At 63.1% G+C, this 20,084-nt stretch carries 18 protein-coding genes, 2 tRNA genes and 2 rRNA genes; 10 read left to right on the top strand and 12 right to left on the bottom strand.

All coding sequences use genetic code 11. The features are described from left to right. From OB916_RS11925 to OB916_RS11915, 3 genes are all read right to left on the bottom strand, one after another. Positions 1–1,208 (bottom strand): 23S ribosomal RNA (locus OB916_RS11925); the annotation flags it as partial. 197 nt (positions 1,209–1,405) lie between these two features. Continuing rightward, a tRNA-OTHER gene (locus tag OB916_RS11920) sits at positions 1,406–1,472 on the bottom strand. A gap of 124 nt (positions 1,473–1,596) precedes the next feature. Beyond that, positions 1,597–3,067 (bottom strand): 16S ribosomal RNA (locus OB916_RS11915). A 533-nt stretch (positions 3,068–3,600) separates the two neighbouring features. On the opposite strand from OB916_RS11915, the gene OB916_RS11910 reads away from it, so the two are divergent. After that, a complete protein-coding gene (locus tag OB916_RS11910; RefSeq protein ID WP_315909519.1) occupies positions 3,601–5,097 on the top strand; it encodes a replication factor C large subunit in 1,497 nt (498 codons plus the stop codon). A gap of 30 nt (positions 5,098–5,127) precedes the next feature. Here the strand turns inward: OB916_RS11910 and OB916_RS11905 are convergent, their stop codons facing one another. Then, positions 5,128–5,454, bottom strand: coding sequence for a sensor histidine kinase (locus OB916_RS11905; RefSeq protein ID WP_315909518.1), 327 nt, complete (start codon positions 5,452–5,454; stop codon positions 5,128–5,130). 182 nt (positions 5,455–5,636) lie between these two features. Between OB916_RS11905 and OB916_RS11900 the strand changes: the two genes are divergently transcribed. Further along, positions 5,637–5,867, top strand: a complete 231-nt coding sequence (locus tag OB916_RS11900; protein ID WP_315909517.1) for a YgaP family membrane protein — start codon at positions 5,637–5,639, stop codon at positions 5,865–5,867. Between the two features lie 62 nt (positions 5,868–5,929). Here OB916_RS11900 and OB916_RS11895 read toward each other — a convergent pair whose 3' ends face one another. Together OB916_RS11895 and fer are read right to left on the bottom strand one after the other, a co-directional pair. After that, a complete protein-coding gene (locus OB916_RS11895) occupies positions 5,930–6,994 on the bottom strand; it encodes a guanosine monophosphate reductase (protein ID WP_315909516.1) in 1,065 nt (354 codons plus the stop codon). A gap of 35 nt (positions 6,995–7,029) precedes the next feature. Beyond that, complete coding sequence (fer, locus tag OB916_RS11890) at positions 7,030–7,716, bottom strand: ferredoxin Fer (RefSeq protein ID WP_315909515.1); 687 nt, start codon at positions 7,714–7,716, stop codon at positions 7,030–7,032. A gap of 470 nt (positions 7,717–8,186) precedes the next feature. Here fer and purM point away from each other — a divergent pair, with 470 nt between their 5' ends. The 4 genes from purM to OB916_RS11870 all read left to right on the top strand — a co-directional run bounded on the left by purM (position 8,187) and on the right by OB916_RS11870 (position 12,588). Next, positions 8,187–9,170, top strand: coding sequence for a phosphoribosylformylglycinamidine cyclo-ligase (purM, locus tag OB916_RS11885; protein ID WP_315909514.1), 984 nt, complete (start codon positions 8,187–8,189; stop codon positions 9,168–9,170). Positions 9,171–9,369: 199 nt separating this feature from the next. Beyond that, positions 9,370–10,689, top strand: a complete 1,320-nt coding sequence (gene hflX / locus OB916_RS11880) for a GTPase HflX (protein ID WP_315909513.1) — start codon at positions 9,370–9,372, stop codon at positions 10,687–10,689. 61 nt (positions 10,690–10,750) lie between these two features. Continuing rightward, positions 10,751–11,815 (top strand): polyprenyl synthetase family protein, encoded by a 1,065-nt coding sequence (locus OB916_RS11875; RefSeq protein ID WP_315909512.1) that lies wholly within the window; start codon positions 10,751–10,753, stop codon positions 11,813–11,815. Between the two features lie 155 nt (positions 11,816–11,970). Beyond that, complete coding sequence (locus OB916_RS11870) at positions 11,971–12,588, top strand: halocyanin domain-containing protein (RefSeq protein WP_315909511.1); 618 nt, start codon at positions 11,971–11,973, stop codon at positions 12,586–12,588. Between the two features lie 14 nt (positions 12,589–12,602). Here the strand turns inward: OB916_RS11870 and OB916_RS11865 are convergent, their stop codons facing one another. Continuing rightward, positions 12,603–13,142, bottom strand: coding sequence for a type II toxin-antitoxin system RatA family toxin (locus OB916_RS11865; protein WP_315909510.1), 540 nt, complete (start codon positions 13,140–13,142; stop codon positions 12,603–12,605). Positions 13,143–13,226: 84 nt separating this feature from the next. Here OB916_RS11865 and trpB point away from each other — a divergent pair, with 84 nt between their 5' ends. The 4 genes from trpB (at position 13,227) to OB916_RS11845 (ending at position 17,227) form a co-directional block, all read left to right on the top strand. Next, complete coding sequence (trpB, locus tag OB916_RS11860; RefSeq protein ID WP_315909509.1) at positions 13,227–14,387, top strand: tryptophan synthase subunit beta; 1,161 nt, start codon at positions 13,227–13,229, stop codon at positions 14,385–14,387. Positions 14,388–14,441: 54 nt separating this feature from the next. Beyond that, positions 14,442–15,539 (top strand): DUF373 family protein, encoded by a 1,098-nt coding sequence (locus tag OB916_RS11855; RefSeq protein ID WP_315909508.1) that lies wholly within the window; start codon positions 14,442–14,444, stop codon positions 15,537–15,539. A 75-nt stretch (positions 15,540–15,614) separates the two neighbouring features. Continuing rightward, positions 15,615–15,689, top strand: a tRNA-Arg gene (locus OB916_RS11850). 395 nt (positions 15,690–16,084) lie between these two features. Next, a complete protein-coding gene (locus OB916_RS11845; protein WP_315909507.1) occupies positions 16,085–17,227 on the top strand; it encodes a thiolase family protein in 1,143 nt (380 codons plus the stop codon). A gap of 56 nt (positions 17,228–17,283) precedes the next feature. Here OB916_RS11845 and OB916_RS11840 read toward each other — a convergent pair whose 3' ends face one another. The 5 genes from OB916_RS11840 to OB916_RS11820 all read right to left on the bottom strand — a co-directional run bounded on the left by OB916_RS11840 (position 17,284) and on the right by OB916_RS11820 (position 20,054). Further along, complete coding sequence (locus OB916_RS11840) at positions 17,284–17,541, bottom strand: KEOPS complex subunit Pcc1 (protein WP_315909506.1); 258 nt, start codon at positions 17,539–17,541, stop codon at positions 17,284–17,286. Positions 17,542–17,623: 82 nt separating this feature from the next. Further along, positions 17,624–17,758, bottom strand: a complete 135-nt coding sequence (locus OB916_RS11835) for a DNA-directed RNA polymerase subunit P (RefSeq protein ID WP_229112335.1) — start codon at positions 17,756–17,758, stop codon at positions 17,624–17,626. Positions 17,759–17,783: 25 nt separating this feature from the next. Continuing rightward, positions 17,784–18,062 (bottom strand): 50S ribosomal protein L37ae, encoded by a 279-nt coding sequence (locus OB916_RS11830; protein WP_315909505.1) that lies wholly within the window; start codon positions 18,060–18,062, stop codon positions 17,784–17,786. 169 nt (positions 18,063–18,231) lie between these two features. After that, on the bottom strand, positions 18,232–18,954 hold the full coding sequence (locus OB916_RS11825; protein ID WP_315909504.1) for a DUF2103 domain-containing protein: 723 nt from the start codon (positions 18,952–18,954) through the stop codon (positions 18,232–18,234). A 116-nt stretch (positions 18,955–19,070) separates the two neighbouring features. Next, complete coding sequence (locus OB916_RS11820) at positions 19,071–20,054, bottom strand: sensor histidine kinase (protein WP_315909503.1); 984 nt, start codon at positions 20,052–20,054, stop codon at positions 19,071–19,073. Positions 20,055–20,084 lie beyond the last annotated feature (30 nt).

Here is a 20,084-nt window from a genome sequence, read left to right as displayed (position 1 = left end):
TCTTGGAGGGTAGCTGCTTCTAAGCTCACCTCCCGGCTGTCTAGGGCTTGAGACCACCTTCAGAGGATTACACTTAATCCACACTTGGGGACCTTAACCTGACGCTGGGTTGTTCCCCTTTTGGTATACAGGCTTACCCCGCATACCGGAACCTCCACGTCCACAACGTCCGTAAGTTCGGAGTTTGACAGCCGAGCCGACCTCTCTCGAGGGCGGACACGGCAATCGGTCGCTCTACCTCACGGACTATCTCGGTGGAGATCATGCTTCGACATGTTTCGGTTGGAACCAGCTGTTGCCGAACTCGATGGGCCTTTCACCCCTACTCCTAGATCACGCGAGGGTATTGTAGGACACCAACGCTAGCGGGCCTCCACGTATCTTTCGATACGCTTCACCCTGTCCAGGAGTAAATCGTCCGGATTCGGGTCGTATCCACGGGACTCCCCGCCCTTGAAGACGGCGGCCCTGGGGCGCGTGGACGAAGTCCACGACTCTGCGGCCATGTTGGTTTCCCTGCGCTTCCCCGGATACTCCGGTTAAGCTCGCCTCGTAGATACACTCCCTGGCTCGTTTTTCAAAACGTACGACGGAACACCGGCTTCCCGTGAGTCTTACTGCGGGTTCGCACCCGGCTCATTCGTCACGGGACCTTGTATGCCCCGTCGCTCCATCGCCGCTCGATTTCAGGCCCTATTGCACCTCCCTTCTGAGGGTGCTTTTCAGCGTTCGCTCACGCTACTTGTTCGCTATCGGTCTCGAGTCGTATTTAGTCTTGGCAGACGATGCCTGCCAAATTCACGAGGGATTTCCAACCCCCGCTACTCAGGAACTGACGCACGTCTTACCGGTCTGTTCTACGGGGTTGTCACCCTGTATCACGCTCCGTTCCAGGAGACTTCGAACAGACGGTCAGACGATGAGAGTCAGCCCAAAACACCACATATCCCGAAGGATTCGGTTTGGACTGTATCGCGTTCACTCGCGGTTACTGACGATATCGCATTCGCTTTCTCTTCCTGCCGGTACTAAGATGTTTCAGTTCCCGGCGTTCCCCATTGCGCGAAGCAATTGCGGTGAGGAGTTCCTATTAGGAGATCCTGAGTTCTTCGCCTCCGTGCGGCTCCCTCAGGCTTATCGCAGCTTGGCACGTCCTTCGTCGGCGCTCGAGCCGAGCCATTCACCGAACGGCACAGTAGCCATTCGATACGAAGCTGGGCGAGGCCCAGCTCCGGATAGTCGGACACACGTTCCACGATGAAACGGGTCCAGTTGACGTCTGGATTGCACGTACACGCGGTGTCATATACACGCCCGAGGTGGGTGGTGCGTGCATCAACCCTTCCCAGCCGCGCTTGCCGCGGGCTGGTGCATCGGTCGGTGCGGGCGACGATCGCCCGCGGGAGTGACCGACCCGGAATCGAACCGGGGCTACCACGCGAGGTGGTGCTCTACCACTGAGCTATCGGTCTCCCTCTCGCGAGGGGTGCGAGCCTCGACAGTCCGGTGGACGACACAGTGGTCGTCTGTCACCAGTACCTGCCGCCGAAGGCGACAGGGCTTGTGGGCTAGGGCGACGCCCCAGTCCCGATCGTTAGGAGGTGATCCAGCCGCAGATTCCCCTACGGCTACCTTGTTACGACTTAAGCCCCCTTGCGAAGCCCAGATTTGACCTGGGGATCCAGGCCTCATCCGGACCTCACTCGGGTGCTTTGACGGGCGGTGTGTGCAAGGAGCAGGGACGTATTCACCGCGCGCTTCTGACACGCGATTACTACCGAATCCAGCTTCATGAGGGCGAGTTTCAGCCCTCAATCCGAACTACGACCGGGTTTAGGGGATTAGCGCCCCCTTTCGGGGTTGCGACCCGTTGTCCCGGCCATTGTAGCCCGCGTGTTGCCCAGCACATTCGGGGCATGCTGACCTACCGTTGCCCGCTCCTTCCTCCACGTTAGCCGTGGCGGTCTTCGTAATGTACCCAGCCACCCGATGGGTGCTGCTGGCAATTACGAACACGGGTCTCGCTCGTTGCCTGACTTAACAGGATGCCTCACGGTACGAGCTGACGGCGGCCATGCACCTCCTCTCTGCAACTCGGGCAAGCGCATCAAACTGGCCGTCACGATTGCAGTCGGTGCTGGTGAGATGTCCGGCGTTGAGTCCAATTAAACCGCAGGCTCCTCCGGTTGTAGTGCTCCCCCGCCAATTCCTTTAAGTTTCATCCTTGCGGACGTACTTCCCAGGCGGTCCGCTTACGTCTTCACTGCGGCATAGCACAGGCTCGGAGCCTGTGCCATACCTAGCGGACATCGTTTACAGCTGGGACTACCCGGGTATCTAATCCGGTTCGAGACCCCAGCTTTCGTTCCTCACTGTCGGATCCGTGCTCCCGAGGTGCTTTCGCCATCGGTAGTCCGTCCAGGATTACGGGATTTCACTCCTACCCCGGACGTACTCCTCGGGTCTCCCGGTCCCAAGCCACGCAGTTTCCGCCGGACGCCGACGTGTTAGGCACGTCGATTTCCCGACAGACTTGCATGGCCAGCTACGAACGCTTTAGGCCCAATAAGATCGGCCATCACTCGAACTGCCGGTATTACCGCGGCGGCTGGCACCGGTCTTGCCCAGTTCTTATTCACGCACCACCTTACGGTACGCAAAAGCGAGGACTATATGCCCTCGCACTCGGAGTCCCCCTATCGCACTGTCGTGCAGTGTAAAGGTTTCGCGCCTGCTGCGCCCCGTAGGGCCCGGTATCTTGTCTCAGATACCGTCTCCGGGCACTCGCTCTCACGACCCGTACCGATTATCGGCACGGTGGGCCGTTACCCCACCGTCTACCTAATCGGCCGCAGCCACATCCTACAGCACCGTAGTGTTTCTGACTCTCGCCACTCCAGGCTGAGAGCCGTATCCGGAATTAGCCTCAGTTTCCCGAGGTTGTTCCAGTCTGTAGGGCAGTTTGGCCACGTGTTACTGAGCTATCTGCCACGGGTCTAAACCCGTGCGACTAGCATGGCTAAATCGGACTCCGATAGCAATGGCCTCCGGCAGGATCAACCGGAATGGTCCCCTGAACAATCAGGGGCTGGCGGAGACACGCTATGTCTCTGTCCGTCAGTTGGTGATAGATCGACGAGATATTCGACGATACATCACCGAACTGTCAAGGCTCACATCAGAATCCATCTGTACGGTGTGACCCGCAGGTGTGGTTTCCTCATCTCTCGCTGATCGCCACAGCGGTACTGTGGCGATCCGGAGTGTTGCAGAGCAACACCCCTGTCACATCGTCATCATCGACGGGAGAAAACCCGTCTAGAGTCTCGGTGGCGTGGCGACCGAGGCCGCCGTCCGCCACCTGCCGTGTGCATTCCATCCGAAGGGAGGGGTATACAAAAACCCGTCGAAGGGGATGGCCGTGTGCGAAGCGAGACCACGACTCTGTGAAATAACCATCATCTGCAATTTATAGTATTGTATCTGACTTTTTCTGCTCTATGAGTACAGAGAGGCCCGGTCACCCGGTCTGCGCTCAGTTTGAAAGGCGTCTACAGTGCTCCGAAACCACTAACCCCGTTACCCGCCTTTCACCGTCTAATGGACTGGACGGAGAAGTACCGCCCGACGACGCTTGCGGAGGTCCGGGGTAACGACAAAGCCCGAGACGCTCTCGAGGAGTGGGCCGAAACCTGGGACGACCATCGCGAAGCGGTCGTTCTGCACGGCTCTCCGGGGGTCGGGAAGACGTCTGCCGCGCACGCGCTGGCCAGCGACAAGGGCTGGCCGACGATCGAACTCAACGCCAGCGACGCGCGCACGAAGGACGTCATCGAACGCGTCGCCGGCGAGGCTGCCAGATCCGGCACGCTCTCACAGGGCGGGTCGGGTCGCCGGCTGGTCATCATGGACGAGGCCGACAACATTCACGGCAACGCCGACCGCGGCGGCACCCGGGCAGTCACCTCCCTCGTCAAGGAGGCCGACCAGCCAGTCATCCTCATTGCCAACGACTTCTACGAGATGTCCAAGGGTCTGCGCAACGCCTGCCGAGAGATCGAGTTCCGCGAGGTGAGCACGCGTTCGATCGTGCCCGTACTCAGAGACATCTGCCGCAAGGAGGACATCGAGTTCGAGGACGATGCCCTCCAGCAGATCGCCGAGATGAACAGCGGCGACCTCCGCGGAGCGATCAAGGATCTGCAGGCGCTGACGGAGGGTCGCGATTCGATCGCGGCCGAAGACGTAATCACCGGCAAGCGCGATACCACACAGGGGATCTTCGAGTACCTCGACGTGGTGATCAAAGAGGGGGACGCCGAAACCGCACTCAAATCGTCCTACGACGTCGACGAGACGCCGGACGATCTGATCAACTGGATCGCGGACAACGTCCCGAAGGACTTCGAAGGCACGGAACTGGCTCGCGCTTACGACGCGCTCGCGCGTGCAGACCAGTGGCTGGGACGGGTGCGCGCGACCCAGAACTACAGCTTCTGGAAGTACGCCGGCGACAACATGACTGCGGGCGTCGCGGCCGCACGCGGTGGACAGAAAGGCGGCTGGACGCGCTACGGTCCGCCTTCGTACTGGTCGAAACTCGGTCGCACGAAGGGGACCCGGAAGACCCGCGATTACATCGCTCGCCAGATCGCGACCCGGAATGGGACCAGTATCTCGACGGCCCGCCGGGAGATCATGCCGTTTCTGGCGACAATGACCCACCACTGCAAGAACCGCGAGTTGACCATCGCGATGGCCGCCGCCTACGATCTCGACGCCAGTCACGTCTCGTTTATCACCGGCAGTGGCGAGGATACGAACAAGGTCCAGTCGATCGTCGAGGACGCCCAGCAACTCCGTGACGACGAGACGGCCGAAGCCAGCGGCGACGCGTTCGCCAGCCGCAGTGATACAGACGCTGCTGAGGACGTCAGTGATGACCGACCGGACGAGACAGACGGTCAACAGTCGATCGCTGCCGACTCGGCTGACCAGCGGACCGAGTCGGAACGGGACGGGGAGACCGACAACGACGATCAGCAGACGGAAGGGGACGCGGACGACGGACAGACTGGGCTGTCCGATTTCATGTAGTTCCCACGAACAGTCCGTCCCGAGACAGACTCACGAACAGTCCGTCCCGGGAGTTTCGACGCCACTAATTTCGAATCTCGCACCACCCGAATCACTGTCAGTGACCGAGATGTCCCAGCCATGGGCTTCGACGAGTGTCGAGACGATATACAGGCCATAGCCCGCGTCGCTGTCAGCGTACTCGAGATCGAACAGCCGCTTTCGTCGCTCGTCGGGGATGCCGATTCCGTTGTCCGCGACGTAAAACGCCGACTCTGTCACGCGGACGTCGACTGTGAGCGTTCCGGCAGCCGTTTCTGACCCGTCCGGCAGGCAATCGCTCGTGTAGGAATTAGCGTTCCGAGCGGAGCATATCACCTCAGAACCGACGAGTGGATTCACTTTCCCGGGAGCAATTTCCGGACTGCTATGTCATCCCATCAAACTGAACAATGGCGCGTTCCTTACTCTCCCGTGAGGGGAAAAGGCCACTCCCGGACGTCGTCCCGGACTGTATGCCGGCCGCTACAGTTTTACCCCTGGAACGTGATACATCATACATGGATCAAAACGTTGGTTCGGCCGATCGGCTCGTACGCATCGTCCTGGGAATCGCCCTCCTCGCCGTCGCTATCGCCCTGTTCGCCGGGATCGGCGGCGTGTCGGGCACTGTCGGGACGGTCGTTGGCCCGGTCGTGCTCGCGCTGATCGGTGCGGTACTGGTCGTCACCGGCTACCTGCAGACCTGCCCCGCCTACCAGCTCATCGGATTCCGAACGCTCGGCCGCTGATCGCGGCGGCTATCACTCGATACAACGGCAGAACGGCTACCGATCGGGGTATTCCGACGACGCTAGTCGTCGGCGGAGACGGTTTCCCAGTCGTGGTCGCCGTGAGCGCCCTCGCGGTCTTTCGCGCCAGGGGCGACCCGGATAAACTCCGCCCGTTCGCGCGCTTGCTCGATCGTGTGACCACCGACGTAAGAGAGACCCGACCGTATTCCAGCAGCAAACTCCCCGGCGACGTCGACCAGCTGGCCTTTGTACTCGGTTAACGCTTCGACGCCTTCGTCGGCGTCGGGTGCGGCTGCGTCAGTCTCTTTGTCGGATCGCTTCTCGTTGGCGGCGGTCGTCGCCATCCCACGGGAGCGCTTGTACCGCGTCCCGTCGACCTCGACGATTTCGGTCGGCGCTTCCTCGGTACCGGCGAAGAGACTGCCCATCATCACCGTGTCGGCACCGGCCATCAGGGCTTTCACCGCGTCGCCGGACGTGCGGATTCCACCGTCGGCGATGATCGAGACGTCGAGGGACGCAGCAGCGTCGGAACAGTCGTCGACAGCTGTCAACTGCGGGACGCCAGCCCCGGCGACTCGACGGGTCGTGCAGTGGCTGCCCGGTCCGATCCCGACCTTGACGGCGTCGGCACCGGCTTCAGCCAGATCGCGAACGCCCTGTTTCGTCGCCACGTTCCCCGCGACGATCTCGGCGTCGGGGAACACGTCCCGCAGTTCCGAGACCGCTTCGAGCGTCCGCTCGAGGTGCCCGTGTGCGACGTCGACCATCACCAGCGACGCACCGGCGTCGAGAACGGCTTCAGCGCGGGAGACCGTGTCTTCGGCGATCCCGACGGCCGCGCCGCAGCGTTCGCCGGCGTCGGCGACCCGTTCGACGGCCTCGACCTGCTCGTCGACCCTCATGAAGCGGTGAATCGTCCCGAAACCGCCAGCGCGGGACAGTGCGATCGCCGTCTCGGCTTCGGTGACGGTGTCCATCGGTGCCGACAGCAGCGGCGTCTCCAGTTCGATGCTAGGCGTGAGTTGCGTCGAGAGATCGACGTTGCTACGACTATCGACCGGCGATCGCTGCGGGACGAGCAGCGCGTCGCCATACGAGAGTCCAGTGCGAATGTTGTCCATGCCGCCACAGGCATAGTTGATTGCGTCGGATAACGCTACCGATCTCGCTGTCTCGAGTAGGTCTTCTCGAAGCGGCTCGCGGGCAAGAGAAACTCCTCGACGTCCGGCATGTGCTTGACGTTGTAGACGACTTTTGCGTCGTCGGTGATCGGCGCGGACAGACACGACAGCCGGATCCCCCGGCGGATCAACTTCTCGGGGAGGATGTGGCCGACGGGCGGGGGCATCTCCCCGTCGACGATCGCGACGGCGCAGTTCGTGCAGGCCCCTCCTCGACAGGCGAACGGCCAGGCGAACCCGCTGTCTTCGGCAGCTTCCAGGAGTGTCTCGCCCGGATTGACCGAGAACTGTCCGTGTGCTTCGGGGTCCAGATCGGCACGACGGGCGCGCTCGAACAGATCCTCGTCGCCGATCGACCAGCCGTGGTCGTCGAGCACCTCGTAATCGAGGTACTCGACAGTGACCGTTTCCGGAGGACTGGTCGGCGTGCGCGACGTCCTTCCCGTCTGTCTGGGCTCGCGTGCGTCCGGTGACGCGGTACTCTCCCACTCGGGGACTTCGCCGGAGCGGAGTTGCTCGTAGGCATCTTTGACGGCCTGAAACTGTTCGGCACTGCCACCCTGGTCCGGATGGGTCTCTTTGACTCGCTGTCGGTACGCCTCGAGCAGTTCCGCCTCGTCTGCGTCCGGGTCGACCCCGAGCACCTCGTACGGCGAGGTCACAGAACCGATACGGGCCAACCGGGTAAAACCACTCGGCAGGTCGCAAGAACTGCTGATTGTGCTGACTGGGTGCTTTCCGATCTAGGCGGATCGATCAGGCGTCTCCCGTCTGCCCGTTCGCGCCACTGTCGAGATCCGCACCACACAGCGAGCACTCTTTCCCCTCCTGCACCTCGAACCCACAGTTCGGACACCGCGTTCGGGCCACGCTCATACCCGACGGTAACACAGCTATCTGTATAAGACACGCCAATCGTTCGGACTGTTCACGGCGTTTTCACGCAACGTAAACGACACCGTCGCAAGCGACAATCGGAAATTGAGCCGACGTTATCGGTTTCTACGATTTGGGGACGGCGACGGTTGTCGTGACGATTTTCACGTATGGTCGTGTACAGCCGGCGGTATGACCTCACCGGCGTTCCCGACGAAGCGGTGTGCTTTTGCCCGGCCCGGGCGCTCACTCTGACATGAGCGAGGACGATCGCGAGGAACTCACGTACGCGCAAGCCGGGGTGGACATCGACGCCAGCGAGGCAGCGACCGAGGCGCTCATCGGTGCGGCCGGGGAGTTCGAAGGTGACTACGCCGGACTTGTCGACATCGGCGAGCAGTACCTGGCACTGGCAACCGACGGCGTCGGGACGAAACTCCTGGTCGCGGAAGCCGTCGACGACTACTCCACGGTCGGCATCGATTGCATGGCGATGAACGCGAACGACCTGATCGCGACGGGGGTCGAGCCGGTCGCGTTCGTCGATTATCTGGCCGTCGAGACGCCCGACGAGGAGACGAGCGAGGAGATCGGAGCGGGGCTTCGCGAGGGGGCAAAGCGTGCGGGCGTCGCGCTGGTCGGCGGCGAGACTGCAGTCATGCCGGACGTGATCAGGGGCCTGGACATCGCCGGGACCTGTGCCGGGCTCGCGCCGAAAGACGCCGTCTTCCCCGGTGAGGCCGAACCGGGCGATGCGATCGTCGGCTGGCCTTCCTCGGGGATCCACTCCAACGGGTTGACGCTGGCCCGCGAGGCCGTCACGCGCGAGCACGACTACGCTGATCCGTTCCCGCCCGAACCCGACCGCACCATCGCCGAGGAACTGCTCACCCCCACGCGCATCTACAGCGAAGTGCTCGATCCGTTGCGCGAACACGACGCCAACGCTGCCGCACACGTGACTGGCGGCGGCTGGATGAACCTCACCCGGATGGGATCGTACCGCTACGAGATCGACGATCCCTTCCAGCCCCAGCCGGTCTTCGAGTTCGTCCAGGCGGAGGGTAACGTCGACGACGAGGAGATGTACCGGACGTTCAACATGGGGACTGGGTTCGTCGCCGCGCTCGGTCGAGACGACGCCGAAGCGATCGTCGCCGAGAGCGAGGACGCACGGATCATCGGCCGCGTCGAAGACGGCGAGGAACGCGTCGCGATTCGCGGACTCGAACTGGATTAAACGACGCTAGAGGCTTATGCGGCTGGATCTCGTAGGCGTCCGTGGAGCCGAAACGGCTCCGTAGTGTCACACGCGCGGGAGTACCACTCCCGCATTCCCCTTTGCAGACGCCGAATTCTTCTTGCAGATCCTGTGTTCATCGCCCGGTAGACGCTGGTCGAAACAAAGTTATATGGCCGCGTCTCCTACCCGCAGACGAGTGACGGAGACACGCACCAACGCCGAAACCGCGGTCATCGCAAAGCGGGTCGATTCGGGGAGTGCCGACACCGCTGAAATCCGAGATCTGGCCCGTGCGGCGGGCTACGAGGTCGTGGACGAACTGACGCAGACCCGAACGGAAGACCCTGCCTTCCACATCGGGAAAGGCAAAGCCGAGCGGCTGGCGGAGGTCGTCGCGCGGACCGGGGCCTCGGTCGTGATCTTCGACAACCAGCTCGGGCCCTACCAGACCTACAATCTCGGCAACGAACTTCCCGAGGGCGTCCGGATCCTGGATCGGTTCCGGCTCATCCTGGAGATCTTCGGCCAGCGGGCACAGACTCGCAAGGCGCAACTGCAGGTCGAACTCGCCGAGTTGCGCTACGAACTCCCGCGTGCGGAGGCCAAGGCCAGCCTCGCCAAGCGCGACGAGCGGCCCGGGTTCATGGGGCTCGGCGAGTACGACGAGAGCCGCGAGCAGGACATCAAAAACCAGATCGCCAACATCCGCGAGGAACTGGAGACGATCGAGGAGACCGAACAGCACCGTCGCGAGCAGCGCCGCGAGTCGGGGTTCGATCTGGTGGCGCTGGCCGGCTACACTAACGCCGGCAAGTCGACGCTGTTGCGCCGGCTCGCTGACGATCTGGGCGTCGAGGACAACGAGGACCTCCATCCGGATCTGGACACGACCGCCGAAAGCGAGGATCGCCTGTTCACGACGCTCGGCACGACGACTCGCAAGGCCGAGCTCGACCGACGGGACGTGCTGGTGACCGACACCGTCGGGTTCATCTCGGATCTCCCCCACTGGCTGGTCGAGTCGTTCAAGTCGACGCTGGATTCGGTCTACCGGGCCGACCTCGTGTTGCTCGTCATCGACGTGAGCGAGCCCGTCGAGGAGATTCGCGAGAAACTGGTCACAAGCCACGACACCCTCTACGAGCGCAACGAGGCGCCGATCCTCACCGTGTTGAACAAGATCGACGCCGTCGACGAAGCCGAGTTGCAACGAAAGCGCGAGGCGCTGTCGGCACTCGCGCCGAATCCAGTGGCTGTCAGCGCCAAAGAGGGCCAGAACATCGAGACGCTCCGGGAACGGATCGACGACGCGCTGCCGGCGTTACAGCGCGAGCGCCTCGTGCTCCCGATGACCGATGACGCGATGAGCCTGGTATCCTGGATTCACGACCACGCGCACGTCGAGGGCGTCGAATACGGCGAACAGATCGTGATCGAGTTCGAGGGTCGCCCCGAAATCGTCGAGCAGACGCGCGCGAAGGCCGGTCAACTCGAAGCCTCACCCGAACCGACGTGAGCGACGCATCACTTCGGACGAGGGGTCAGATTTTTAGTGGTACCGGGGCGAGGAACGTGGTATGCGGGACGTACTTGCTGACTGGCAGCCAGTCATCGACGAGGCGATCGCCGAGGTACTCCCACGGGACATCGACGAGCAGTATCTGACGGACTTTTTCGGCGCGCCGACGTACGCCTACGATCCGGACGCGATCCAGCAGGCGCTTTCGGATCCGATCTGGGATCTCCTGGATCGCGGCGGAAAGCGGTGGCGGGCCGTCCTGGCGGTGCAACTGTTCGATGGGTTCGGTGCGGATCCGATGGACTATCTGCGCTACGCGATCATCCCCGAGATCCTGCACAACGGGACGATCATCGTCGACGACGTCGAGGACGGGGCGAGCAAACGCCGCGGCGAACCCGCCCTGCATCTGGAATACGGTGTCGACGTCGCGTTGAACGCAGGTAATGCGATGTATTTCCTGCCGCTGAAGATCATCACCCGGAACTCCGGGGATATCGATGCAGAGACTCGCCTGGAGATATACGAGATGTTGATGTACGAGCTGAACCGGACGCACCTCGGCCAGGGGATGGACATCTGGTGGCACAACGAGAAGGGGATCCGGGCCAGCGAGTCGGAATACTGCGAAATGAGCGCGTGCAAGACGGGCTGTATCGGCCGGATCGTCGCCCGACTGCCCGCCATCATTACCGGCCAGTCCGCGGAGACCGAACGACGCGTCGCCGAATACGCCGAGCAGATGAGTATCGCGTTCCAGATCGGCGACGACATCCTTGACGTCGAACACACGCTCGACCAGGCCGGCGAGTTCGGCAAGGAGTTCGGCAACGACATCCGCGAGGGGAAAAAGACCCTGATGGCGATTCACGCTGCCGAACACGCGCCGCCGGAAGACGTGGCCCGCCTCGAAGAGATCCTCTGGGCCGAGGAGAACACCGACGGAGAGATCATGGAAGCTATCGAGATCTACCAGTCGGCCGGGAGCATCGAATACGCTCGCGAGCGTGCGGAAGAACTGGCCCAACGGGCCAGAGAGAGCCTCCCCGAGGCGGAACTCGATCCGGGGATCGCCGAGCGACTGTCGACGTTCACGCGGTTCGTCATCGAGCGCGAACAGTGATAGCGATTATCGTAGCCGGTCGGAGGCGGCTCATCTCCGACCGGATTCTGGGATCCAGTTTCCCCAGCGAAATCGATAGAATTCTACGATAATCACTATAAGCAATAACCGCTGGTTTCGCTATCTTCAGTAGTCGCCACCTGAAAGCGACGGCTATGGCTGAACCAGAGACGTCTCGACGTGACTTTCTCAGAGCGACGGCTGGCGGTGCGGCCGGGGCGGGTGCGATCGCGGCCAGCGGGTCGGCGACAGCCCAGGCGGCCGAGCAGCCGGATTACAGCGGCTATCTCAGTGGCGCGAACGTTTTCGACGGGTCGACGGTCGATCTGCGGGGGCAGGAGGAGGTGACGATCGCGGTCGGTGCCGGCAGCAGCGGCTACGCGTTCGATCCCCCTGCTGTCTGGGTCGATCCCGGGACGACCATCGTCTGGGAGTGGACCGGCGAGGGCGGCGCGCACAACGTCGTCGGCGAGAACACCGACTTCACGTCCGGGGATACGATCGACCAGGAAGGCTATACCTACGAACGGACCTTCGAGGAGTCGGGGATCGTCACTTACTACTGCAATCCACATCGTGATCTCGGCATGCTCGGGGCACTTGCCGTCGGCGACGACGTCCCCACCGTCGAGGTCGGTGGCGAGGCCGGCCCGACCGTGCCGGGTGACGCGAAGGCGCTCGGCGTCGCCTCGGGCGTCGCGATGGTCTCGACGCTCGGCCTGGCGTACTTCTTCATGAAATATGGCGGCGACTACGGCGAACCTGAAGCCTGATCTTCTGGCAGCGACTACGGCGAACCCGGAGCCGAGCCGTCCGGCGTCGTGTGGATGTCGAGCTCGACTGCCCGTGATTCACCCTCCAGTTCGGCCACGAGCCGTTCGACGATCCGCTCGGCCTCCCTGCGGACGAGCGGTTTGACCTTCTCGATCACCCAGCCCAGTGAGACGAATCGGGGGAGATCGATCGTCCCCTTCCCGGCCGAATGTGGATCGTAGTGGACGACGAACCGGATCCGCGTCGCGTCGTCCCGGTCTTCGGGCGGACGTCCCGATTCCAGCACCCAGGACCCGCGAGCGTCGAGATCTTTCGTGAGTTCCCAGTCGATCCGCTCCGGTGGGTCGAGATCGGTCACCATCGAGTGTGCCGTATAGGAGAGTTTCCACCAGGCAAAGTGCAGTCGATAGCTCGTCCCGGCCGACCCGTCGCCGTCCTGGCGGACGTCCCGGAGGTGTTCCGAGAGAACGGCGTAGCGCGGGAAATCGACGAGAAACTCGTACACGTCGGATTTCGGCCGATAGACGACGGTACTGACTTCGATCGTGTCCACATCCGTCGCTGGGGCTCGCAGCGACAAAAGGACTCGTCCTTCGGGACGCCACAGTTATGAGCGCCAGTCCCGATGTTTCAGGCGATGTCAGAGGACACTGGTGATTTCGAGGGTTACGGGGGCCGACACGTCCCCGAGATGCTGGAAGAACCGCTGGAACACCTTGCGGAGGCGTTCGACGGGATCGTTCGAGACGAAGCGTTCCTGGAGGAGTTCCGATCGATTCTCCGGCAGTACGCCGGACGACCGACGCCGCTGTATCACGCCGAGAACCTCTCGGAGCGGTGGGGTGGCGAGATCTACCTGAAGCGCGAGGACCTGCTGCACGGCGGCGCACACAAGATCAACAACGCGGTCGGGCAGGCGCTGCTCGCGAGGGAGGCCGGCAAGGAGCGGCTGATCGCCGAGACCGGAGCCGGTCAGCACGGTACCGCGACGGCGATGGCCGGTGCCCTGTTCGACATGGACACCGAGATCTACATGGGCCGCAAGGACATCGAGCGCCAGCGGATGAACGTCTTCCGCATGCGACTGATGGGTGCGACCGTGACAGAAGTCACCCGGGGTGGCGAAGGGCTCGCCGACGCGGTCGACACGGCGCTGGAGGACTTCGCACAGAACATCGAGGCGACGCACTACCTAGTCGGCAGTGTCGTCGGCCCGGATCCGTTCCCGCGGATGGTCCGGGAGTTCCAGTCCGTCATCGGCAAAGAGGCACGCGAGCAGAGCCTCGAACAGATCGGACACCTCCCCGACGCCGCGGTCGCCTGCGTCGGCGGTGGCTCGAACGCGATCGGGCTCTTCCACGCGTTCCGTGACGACGACGTCGCCTTCTACGGCGGCGAGGGCGGTGGCGAAGGCGCGGACTCACAGCGGCACGCCGCGCCGCTCGACGACGGCAGCGACGACGTGATTCACGGCATGAAGACGCGGGTCATCGACGACGACACCGAAGTACACTCCGTGTCGGCCGGCCTCGACTACCCTGGCGTCGGCCCCGAACACGCGATGTTCCGCGAGACCGGTCGCGCCCAGTATCGGGCGATCACCGACGACGAGGCACTCGACGCGTTCCGGACGCTCAGCGAGGAGGAGGGCATCATCCCCGCGCTGGAGACGAGCCACGGCCTCGCGATGGCCAAGCGGGTTCTCGAAGAGACCGATCACGAGACGATCGTCGTCAATCTCAGCGGCCGGGGCGACAAGGACATGGAGACTGCCGCCGAGCACTTCGATCTCGGCTAATACGCGAGCGCGGATGCCGAAAGCCCATATGGTGGGATCGCCTACCAACGCGTGATGCTGCTGGTGTTGTGCATCGACCTCGACGACGACATTGGCCGCAAAACCGGCATCGAGACGCCGGTCGTCGGCCGCGACGCCGTCGAGGACGCCGCGGTCGAGTTCGCCACCGCCGACCCCGAGGACAGCGATCTCAACGTCCTCTTCGAGGGGTTGCACATCTACGACGACCTCGTCGACGAGGGGGGCGAGAGCGTCGAGATCGCGGCGGTCACGGGACTCGAGGGAAGCGACGTCGCGGCCAATCGTGCGGTCGGTGAGGAACTCGACGAGGTGCTGGCTCGACTCACCACGGGCGAGGACGTTCGCGCGCTGCTGGTCACCGACGGCGCACAGGACGAGAGCGTCGTGCCAGTGATCCGATCGCGGGTCAAGATCGACGGCGTCCGTCGGGTCGTCGTCAGGCAGGCCCAGGATCTGGAGTCGATGTACTACACTATCAAGCAGGTGCTGGACGATCCCGAGACTCGCGGGACGATCCTGGTGCCGCTGGGGATCGTGCTGTTGATCTATCCGCTCGCCGTGGTGGCTGATCTGCTCGGGAAGCAGGGCGACGTGTTCGGGCTCGTCTCCGGACTGCTCGGGCTGTATCTGCTCTCTCGCGGGTTCGGACTCGGGGAGCGCCTCGACGGGGCGGTCGACCGGCTTCTCTCGGGGTTGTACGCCGGTCGTGTAACGCTGGTGACCTATCTCGTCGCAGGCGTCCTCCTGTTGATCGGGAGCGCCAGCGGGTATCAGACGCTGCAGACCGCTCAGGCCGACAGCGACCCGCTCGGCGTCATCGAAGTCATCGCCGCGGTCATCGCGGGCGCGATCCGGTGGTTCGCTGCCGCCGGCGTGACCAGCAGTCTCGGACGCGTCACCGACGAGTACCTCGCGGGGACCTTCGAGTGGCGCCATCTCAACGCGCCCTTTTATATCGTCTCGATCGCGGCGATCCTGCACGCCGTCGCGGTGTACTTCCTGGAGTACGAGTACGCCGACCTGTCGTATCTGGCGCTCATGCTCACCGCCGGCACGCTGCTCGGCCTGTCGAGCACGCTCGCGTTCGCGATCGCCGAATCGCGGTTCGGCAAGCGAACCGATCCCGCGTGAGAGACGTGGTGGCCGGCACGTGGCTCTATCGGCAATCACTACTGTTTTTAAAACGAGCGTGCAATCGATGACTGAGGGCACGTAGCTCAGTCCGGATAGAGCGTCGGACTTCTAATCCGACGGTCGTGGGTTCGAATCCCACCGTGCCCGTGAAGCCGCTGAACGGGAGTAAAGCGTGCTGAACCGCAGCACGCAGGGGATTCGAAGCAGAGAACACGCAGCGCGAGCGGAGCGAGCGATCGTGTTCGCGTGGTTCGAATCCCGCCGTGCTCGTACGAACGCCTGCGGTTTAGAGGGCGTTCCTAAAATCGTTTAGCAGTGCATCGGGTTTGCGATCTCGGCCGTTTCAGATTCTTCGAACGAAGCTGCGATTTCGGGTCCCAAATGGTCGCTCTGTGCCCTACCTTCGCCTTCGGCCGAATTCAATTGTCGAAGCAGTCAGAGACGATCAGCACGGATATTGTTAGGGGCGTCGCCCCGGCCACCACAGACAATCCGTTTCCGGTTGGACAATCGTTAACAGGCCGGTACTCCAGCAATAGATGATGACAGATTCTACGCCAGTGATCGTGCAGGCGGTGCGAACGCCACAGGGGAAAGAAGACGGCGTCTATGCCGACGTCCGGAGCGAAGACCTGTCGGTCCCGTTGATCGACGAGATGCTCGCGGCGACGGGGCTTGACGGAGACGACGTGGACGACCTGCTGTGGGGCTGCGCCCAGCAGCGCGACGAGCAGGGCAACAACGTCGCGCGGGTAATCGCCCTGCTCTCGGAGCTCGGCGAGTCGGTACCGGCGACGACGATCAACCGGTGGTGTGCCTCCTCTGCGGAGGCGATCATGCGCGGGGCGGACGCCATCGCCGCCGGCCAGCGCGACTGCGTGGTCGCCGGCGGCATGGAGTCGATGTCCCGGGTGAAGATGGGCGAGAACACGCACAACGTCCACCCCCGACTCGCGCAACTGTACAACATCGGCGAGTTGCAGATGGGGATGACCGCCGAGGCGGTCGCCGAGAAATACGACGTCAGTAGACAGGCCCAGGACGAATACGCCCTGCGGAGCCACGAGCGCGCAGCCGAGGCAACTGACTCCGGGCGGTTCGACGACGAGATCGTCCCGATCGAGACCGACGGCGACACCGTCGAGGAAGACGAGGGAATCCGTCGAGACACGAACCTGGAGACGCTCGCCGGCCTGCCGACGGTGTTCAAATCCGACGGGACAGTCACGCCGGGCAACGCCTCGCAGGTCAGCGACGGTGCCGCCGGCGTGCTGATGACCTCGAAGTCGTTCGCCGACGAGCACGATCTGCCGGTCCTGGCGAAAGTGGGTGCTCACGAGGTCGTCGGCGTCGACCCGACCGAGATGGGGATCGGTCCCGTGCCGGCCGTGCGCCAGCTCGCCGAGCGGACCGGGCGTGATCTCGACGAGTACGACCTCGTCGAGTTGAACGAGGCGTTCGCCTCACAGACGCTGTACTGCCAGCGCGAACTGGGTTTCGACGACGAGATATTCAACGTCAACGGCGGTGCGATCGCCATTGGCCATCCGCTCGGGGCGTCCGGGGCACGTCTGCCCGTGACGCTGATCCACGAGATGCACAGGCGCGACGCGGAGCTGGGGCTAGCGACCGAATGTGTCGGCTTCGGACAGGGGGCCGCGATCGAGTTTCACCTGCCGGAGTGATTGACGCAGCCGACTCCAGACTCGTCTAGTCGATCGACCGCGCAACCGAAAGCATTCTAGTCGATGGCGACGGCGTCGACGCCGCTGCAGCGCTCGGCGACGTCGACGAGCGACAGCCAGGTGTTGATGCCGGCGCGCAGCGCGATCAGATCGGCCGCTTCGATCGTGATCGTCAGGCGGTTGCCGTCACGGTCGACAGTCGCGACTGTTCGGTCGCCTTCGATGTCGCCGGCTTCGAGTTCGACGCTGCGCTTGACGCGACGCGCACGGACGTCGGACTCGTAGACGGCAGTGAAAACGGCTTCGTGATCCATTATCGTGATCGCCGTAACGGTTCGTCGTTGCGACCACACGGGGCCGTGTGGTCGACCTGACACAGGTTTACACCGGCCACGATCACTCGACGTCGACTTCCTTGACGTCCGGGGCGCGCTCCTTGAGGAGCACGCGGTGTCCGCAGTACGGACAGCGGACGCCGCCGTAGGAATCCAGTTCGACGTCGCGCTTGCAGCGAGAACACTTGTAGCTCATATCTATAGTTTGTGGCTGGAGCCAGTTATTCTTCGTCCTCGGACAGTGCCGCGCGGATCGAGCGCCGGACAGTCTTGCCGGCGGGCGTCTCGGGCTGGTAGGCACCGCCGGTGAAAGCGTACCCGCAAGCCTGACACTCCCAGATGCCGGTTCCCTGGCGGTCGACGCGGTCCTCGCCGCACTGGGGACAGGTGTGGTCGTCGTGCATTTCGGCTTCGATCTCGGCGACGCGACGCCGGGCAACGCGCCCGTAGCGGGCACCGAACCGGCCCGCGCTCCCGGTGCGTCCCTTCTGTTCAGCCATAGTACCGTACTCTCGCGCCAGCGTATTCTTAAGTCCTGCGAGTTGCGACTCCGAGATCCGCCTCGTTGCAGTGGATCGGATGTCTCTGTTGGTGCTGGACCCCCACTTTCGGAAGAGTCTGTCTCCGGGCAATAGAGACGCCCACAACGGGCGACCGAAAGACGAAAATTCAGTCCTGGAGGTCCGCTTCGACGAGTGCCTCGTTCAGATCGGCGCGGACGTGCTCGCCGAGCTGTCGGTCCCCGGCGGTCGTCACCACGCGGTTTTCCTGGACGCTCGAGCCGTCACGGATGAGCAGGCGAACGTTTCCGTCCTCGCCCGCGCGGGTCGCCTTCGCGCGGACGCCCGTCCGGGACCCGCTCCCGCCGGCGTCGATCGGTCCCGGGATGACCTTTTTGACGTGGGGGTGGCCGGCCACCGTCTGGATGGCGCGCTGGCCGTCGCGGCCGCCGATCAGTGTCGAGTGACTGCCGCCGAGCTTCTCCGCGGGCGCGGCGTCGACGACTTCCAGAGCCGGCTCGCCGCGGCGTTCGAGCACGTGTTCGACAGGATCGTCCGCGCGAACCCGGTAGAACGGATAGTGCAGCTGCCCGCGCAGGCGCTCGATCACGTCCCGGTCGCCGGTGACGTAGACCTCCTCGGGGCGCTTGCGCCGGACCTCGTCGGCCACGAGCCCGGCGAAGTTCCGCAGTTCGACCACCTGGGCTTCGCTGTCGTCCTCGGGCGTGGTCGTGATCGTGTGCTCGCCGACGATCGACTCCTCGAACAACGAGACGATCCGCGCCCGATCGCGGTCGAGATCGAGCACGACGGCGTCCGAATTGTGCGTCCGGCAGACCAGACAGTAATCGCCGGGACGCTCGAGCGGCGAGGCACACTGCCGACACTCCATGTGTGCCGAGTTTCGAACTCGGCGCGAATAAGCCAGACGGTTTGACTGTCCGAACTCGATGTGAGGTCGGTTCGTCCAGACTCGCGTGTGAATGTTGGAACTCGCGCGCGAATCGATCACCCAGCGTCCGTCTCCACAGCGATCTCGAACCGTGCGCCGCCACGTTCGCTGCCGGTCACAGTGACCGTCCAGCCGTAGGTTTCGGCGATCTGCGAGACGATCCGCAATCCGAGACCGGCCCCGTTGCCACCAGTCGAGTATCCCATCTCGAAGATCGCGTCACGCTCGCCGTCCGGGATCCCGGGACCGTCATCGGCAACGTAAAATCCGTGCTGCTCGTCGAGATCGCCGACGGTGACGGCCACGCCTGTACCACCGTGTTCTACGGCGTTCCGAAACAGGTTCTCGAACAGCTGCTCCAGGTTCGACCGGTCGGCCGAGATCGTCGTCTCCGTCTCGACAGAGAGCGTCGCGTCCTGTGTCTCGACGGCATCCCACGCCGCAGTTGCAACCGCTTCGACGTCGAGATGTTCTCTGTCGGTTTCGACCATACTACCGCCTCGAATCATCGGTCCGCCCTCTTCGACGGCAGTCAACAATTCGCTGATCAGTGTTTCCATCCGTTCCAGCGCCTGCTCGATCGCACCCAGGTGATCGTCCTTGTCTTCGACCTGTGCGAGTTTGACGTGTCCCGTCGCGATCTGGAGCGGGTTCCGTAGATCGTGTGAGAGAACGCTCGAGAACTCCTCCAGCCGGTTTCTTTGCTCCTTGAGCTCGCGCTCGTACCGCTTCCGCGCCGTGATATCGGTCCCTACGCCCACGAGAAGGTCGCCGTCTTCGATGTGCATGACGCGTGCATCGACGTGGATCCACCGGATCTCCCCCTGGTCGGGGTGTGTCCGAAAATCCACAGAGAGCTGTTCCGATTCTCTCTCGAAAACCTGTCGATACAGGGGATCGACTTCGGGTAGGTCGTCAGGATGAATGCCACGATCGAAAAAAGTCACGAGATTTTCGACATCCTGCAGGTTCTCGATAGCCGGCATACTCCCAATCAGTGATACGATCTCTTTCGTCTCGATGTCCACTGCCCAGACCACTGCATCTGCGTGCTCCAGAGCGGCAGGTAT

Source organism: Halapricum hydrolyticum, from assembly GCF_025517535.1.
Classification (GTDB): Archaea; Halobacteriota; Halobacteria; order Halobacteriales; family Haloarculaceae; genus Halapricum; species Halapricum hydrolyticum.
This window is presented reverse-complemented; position numbering and strand designations above follow the sequence as displayed.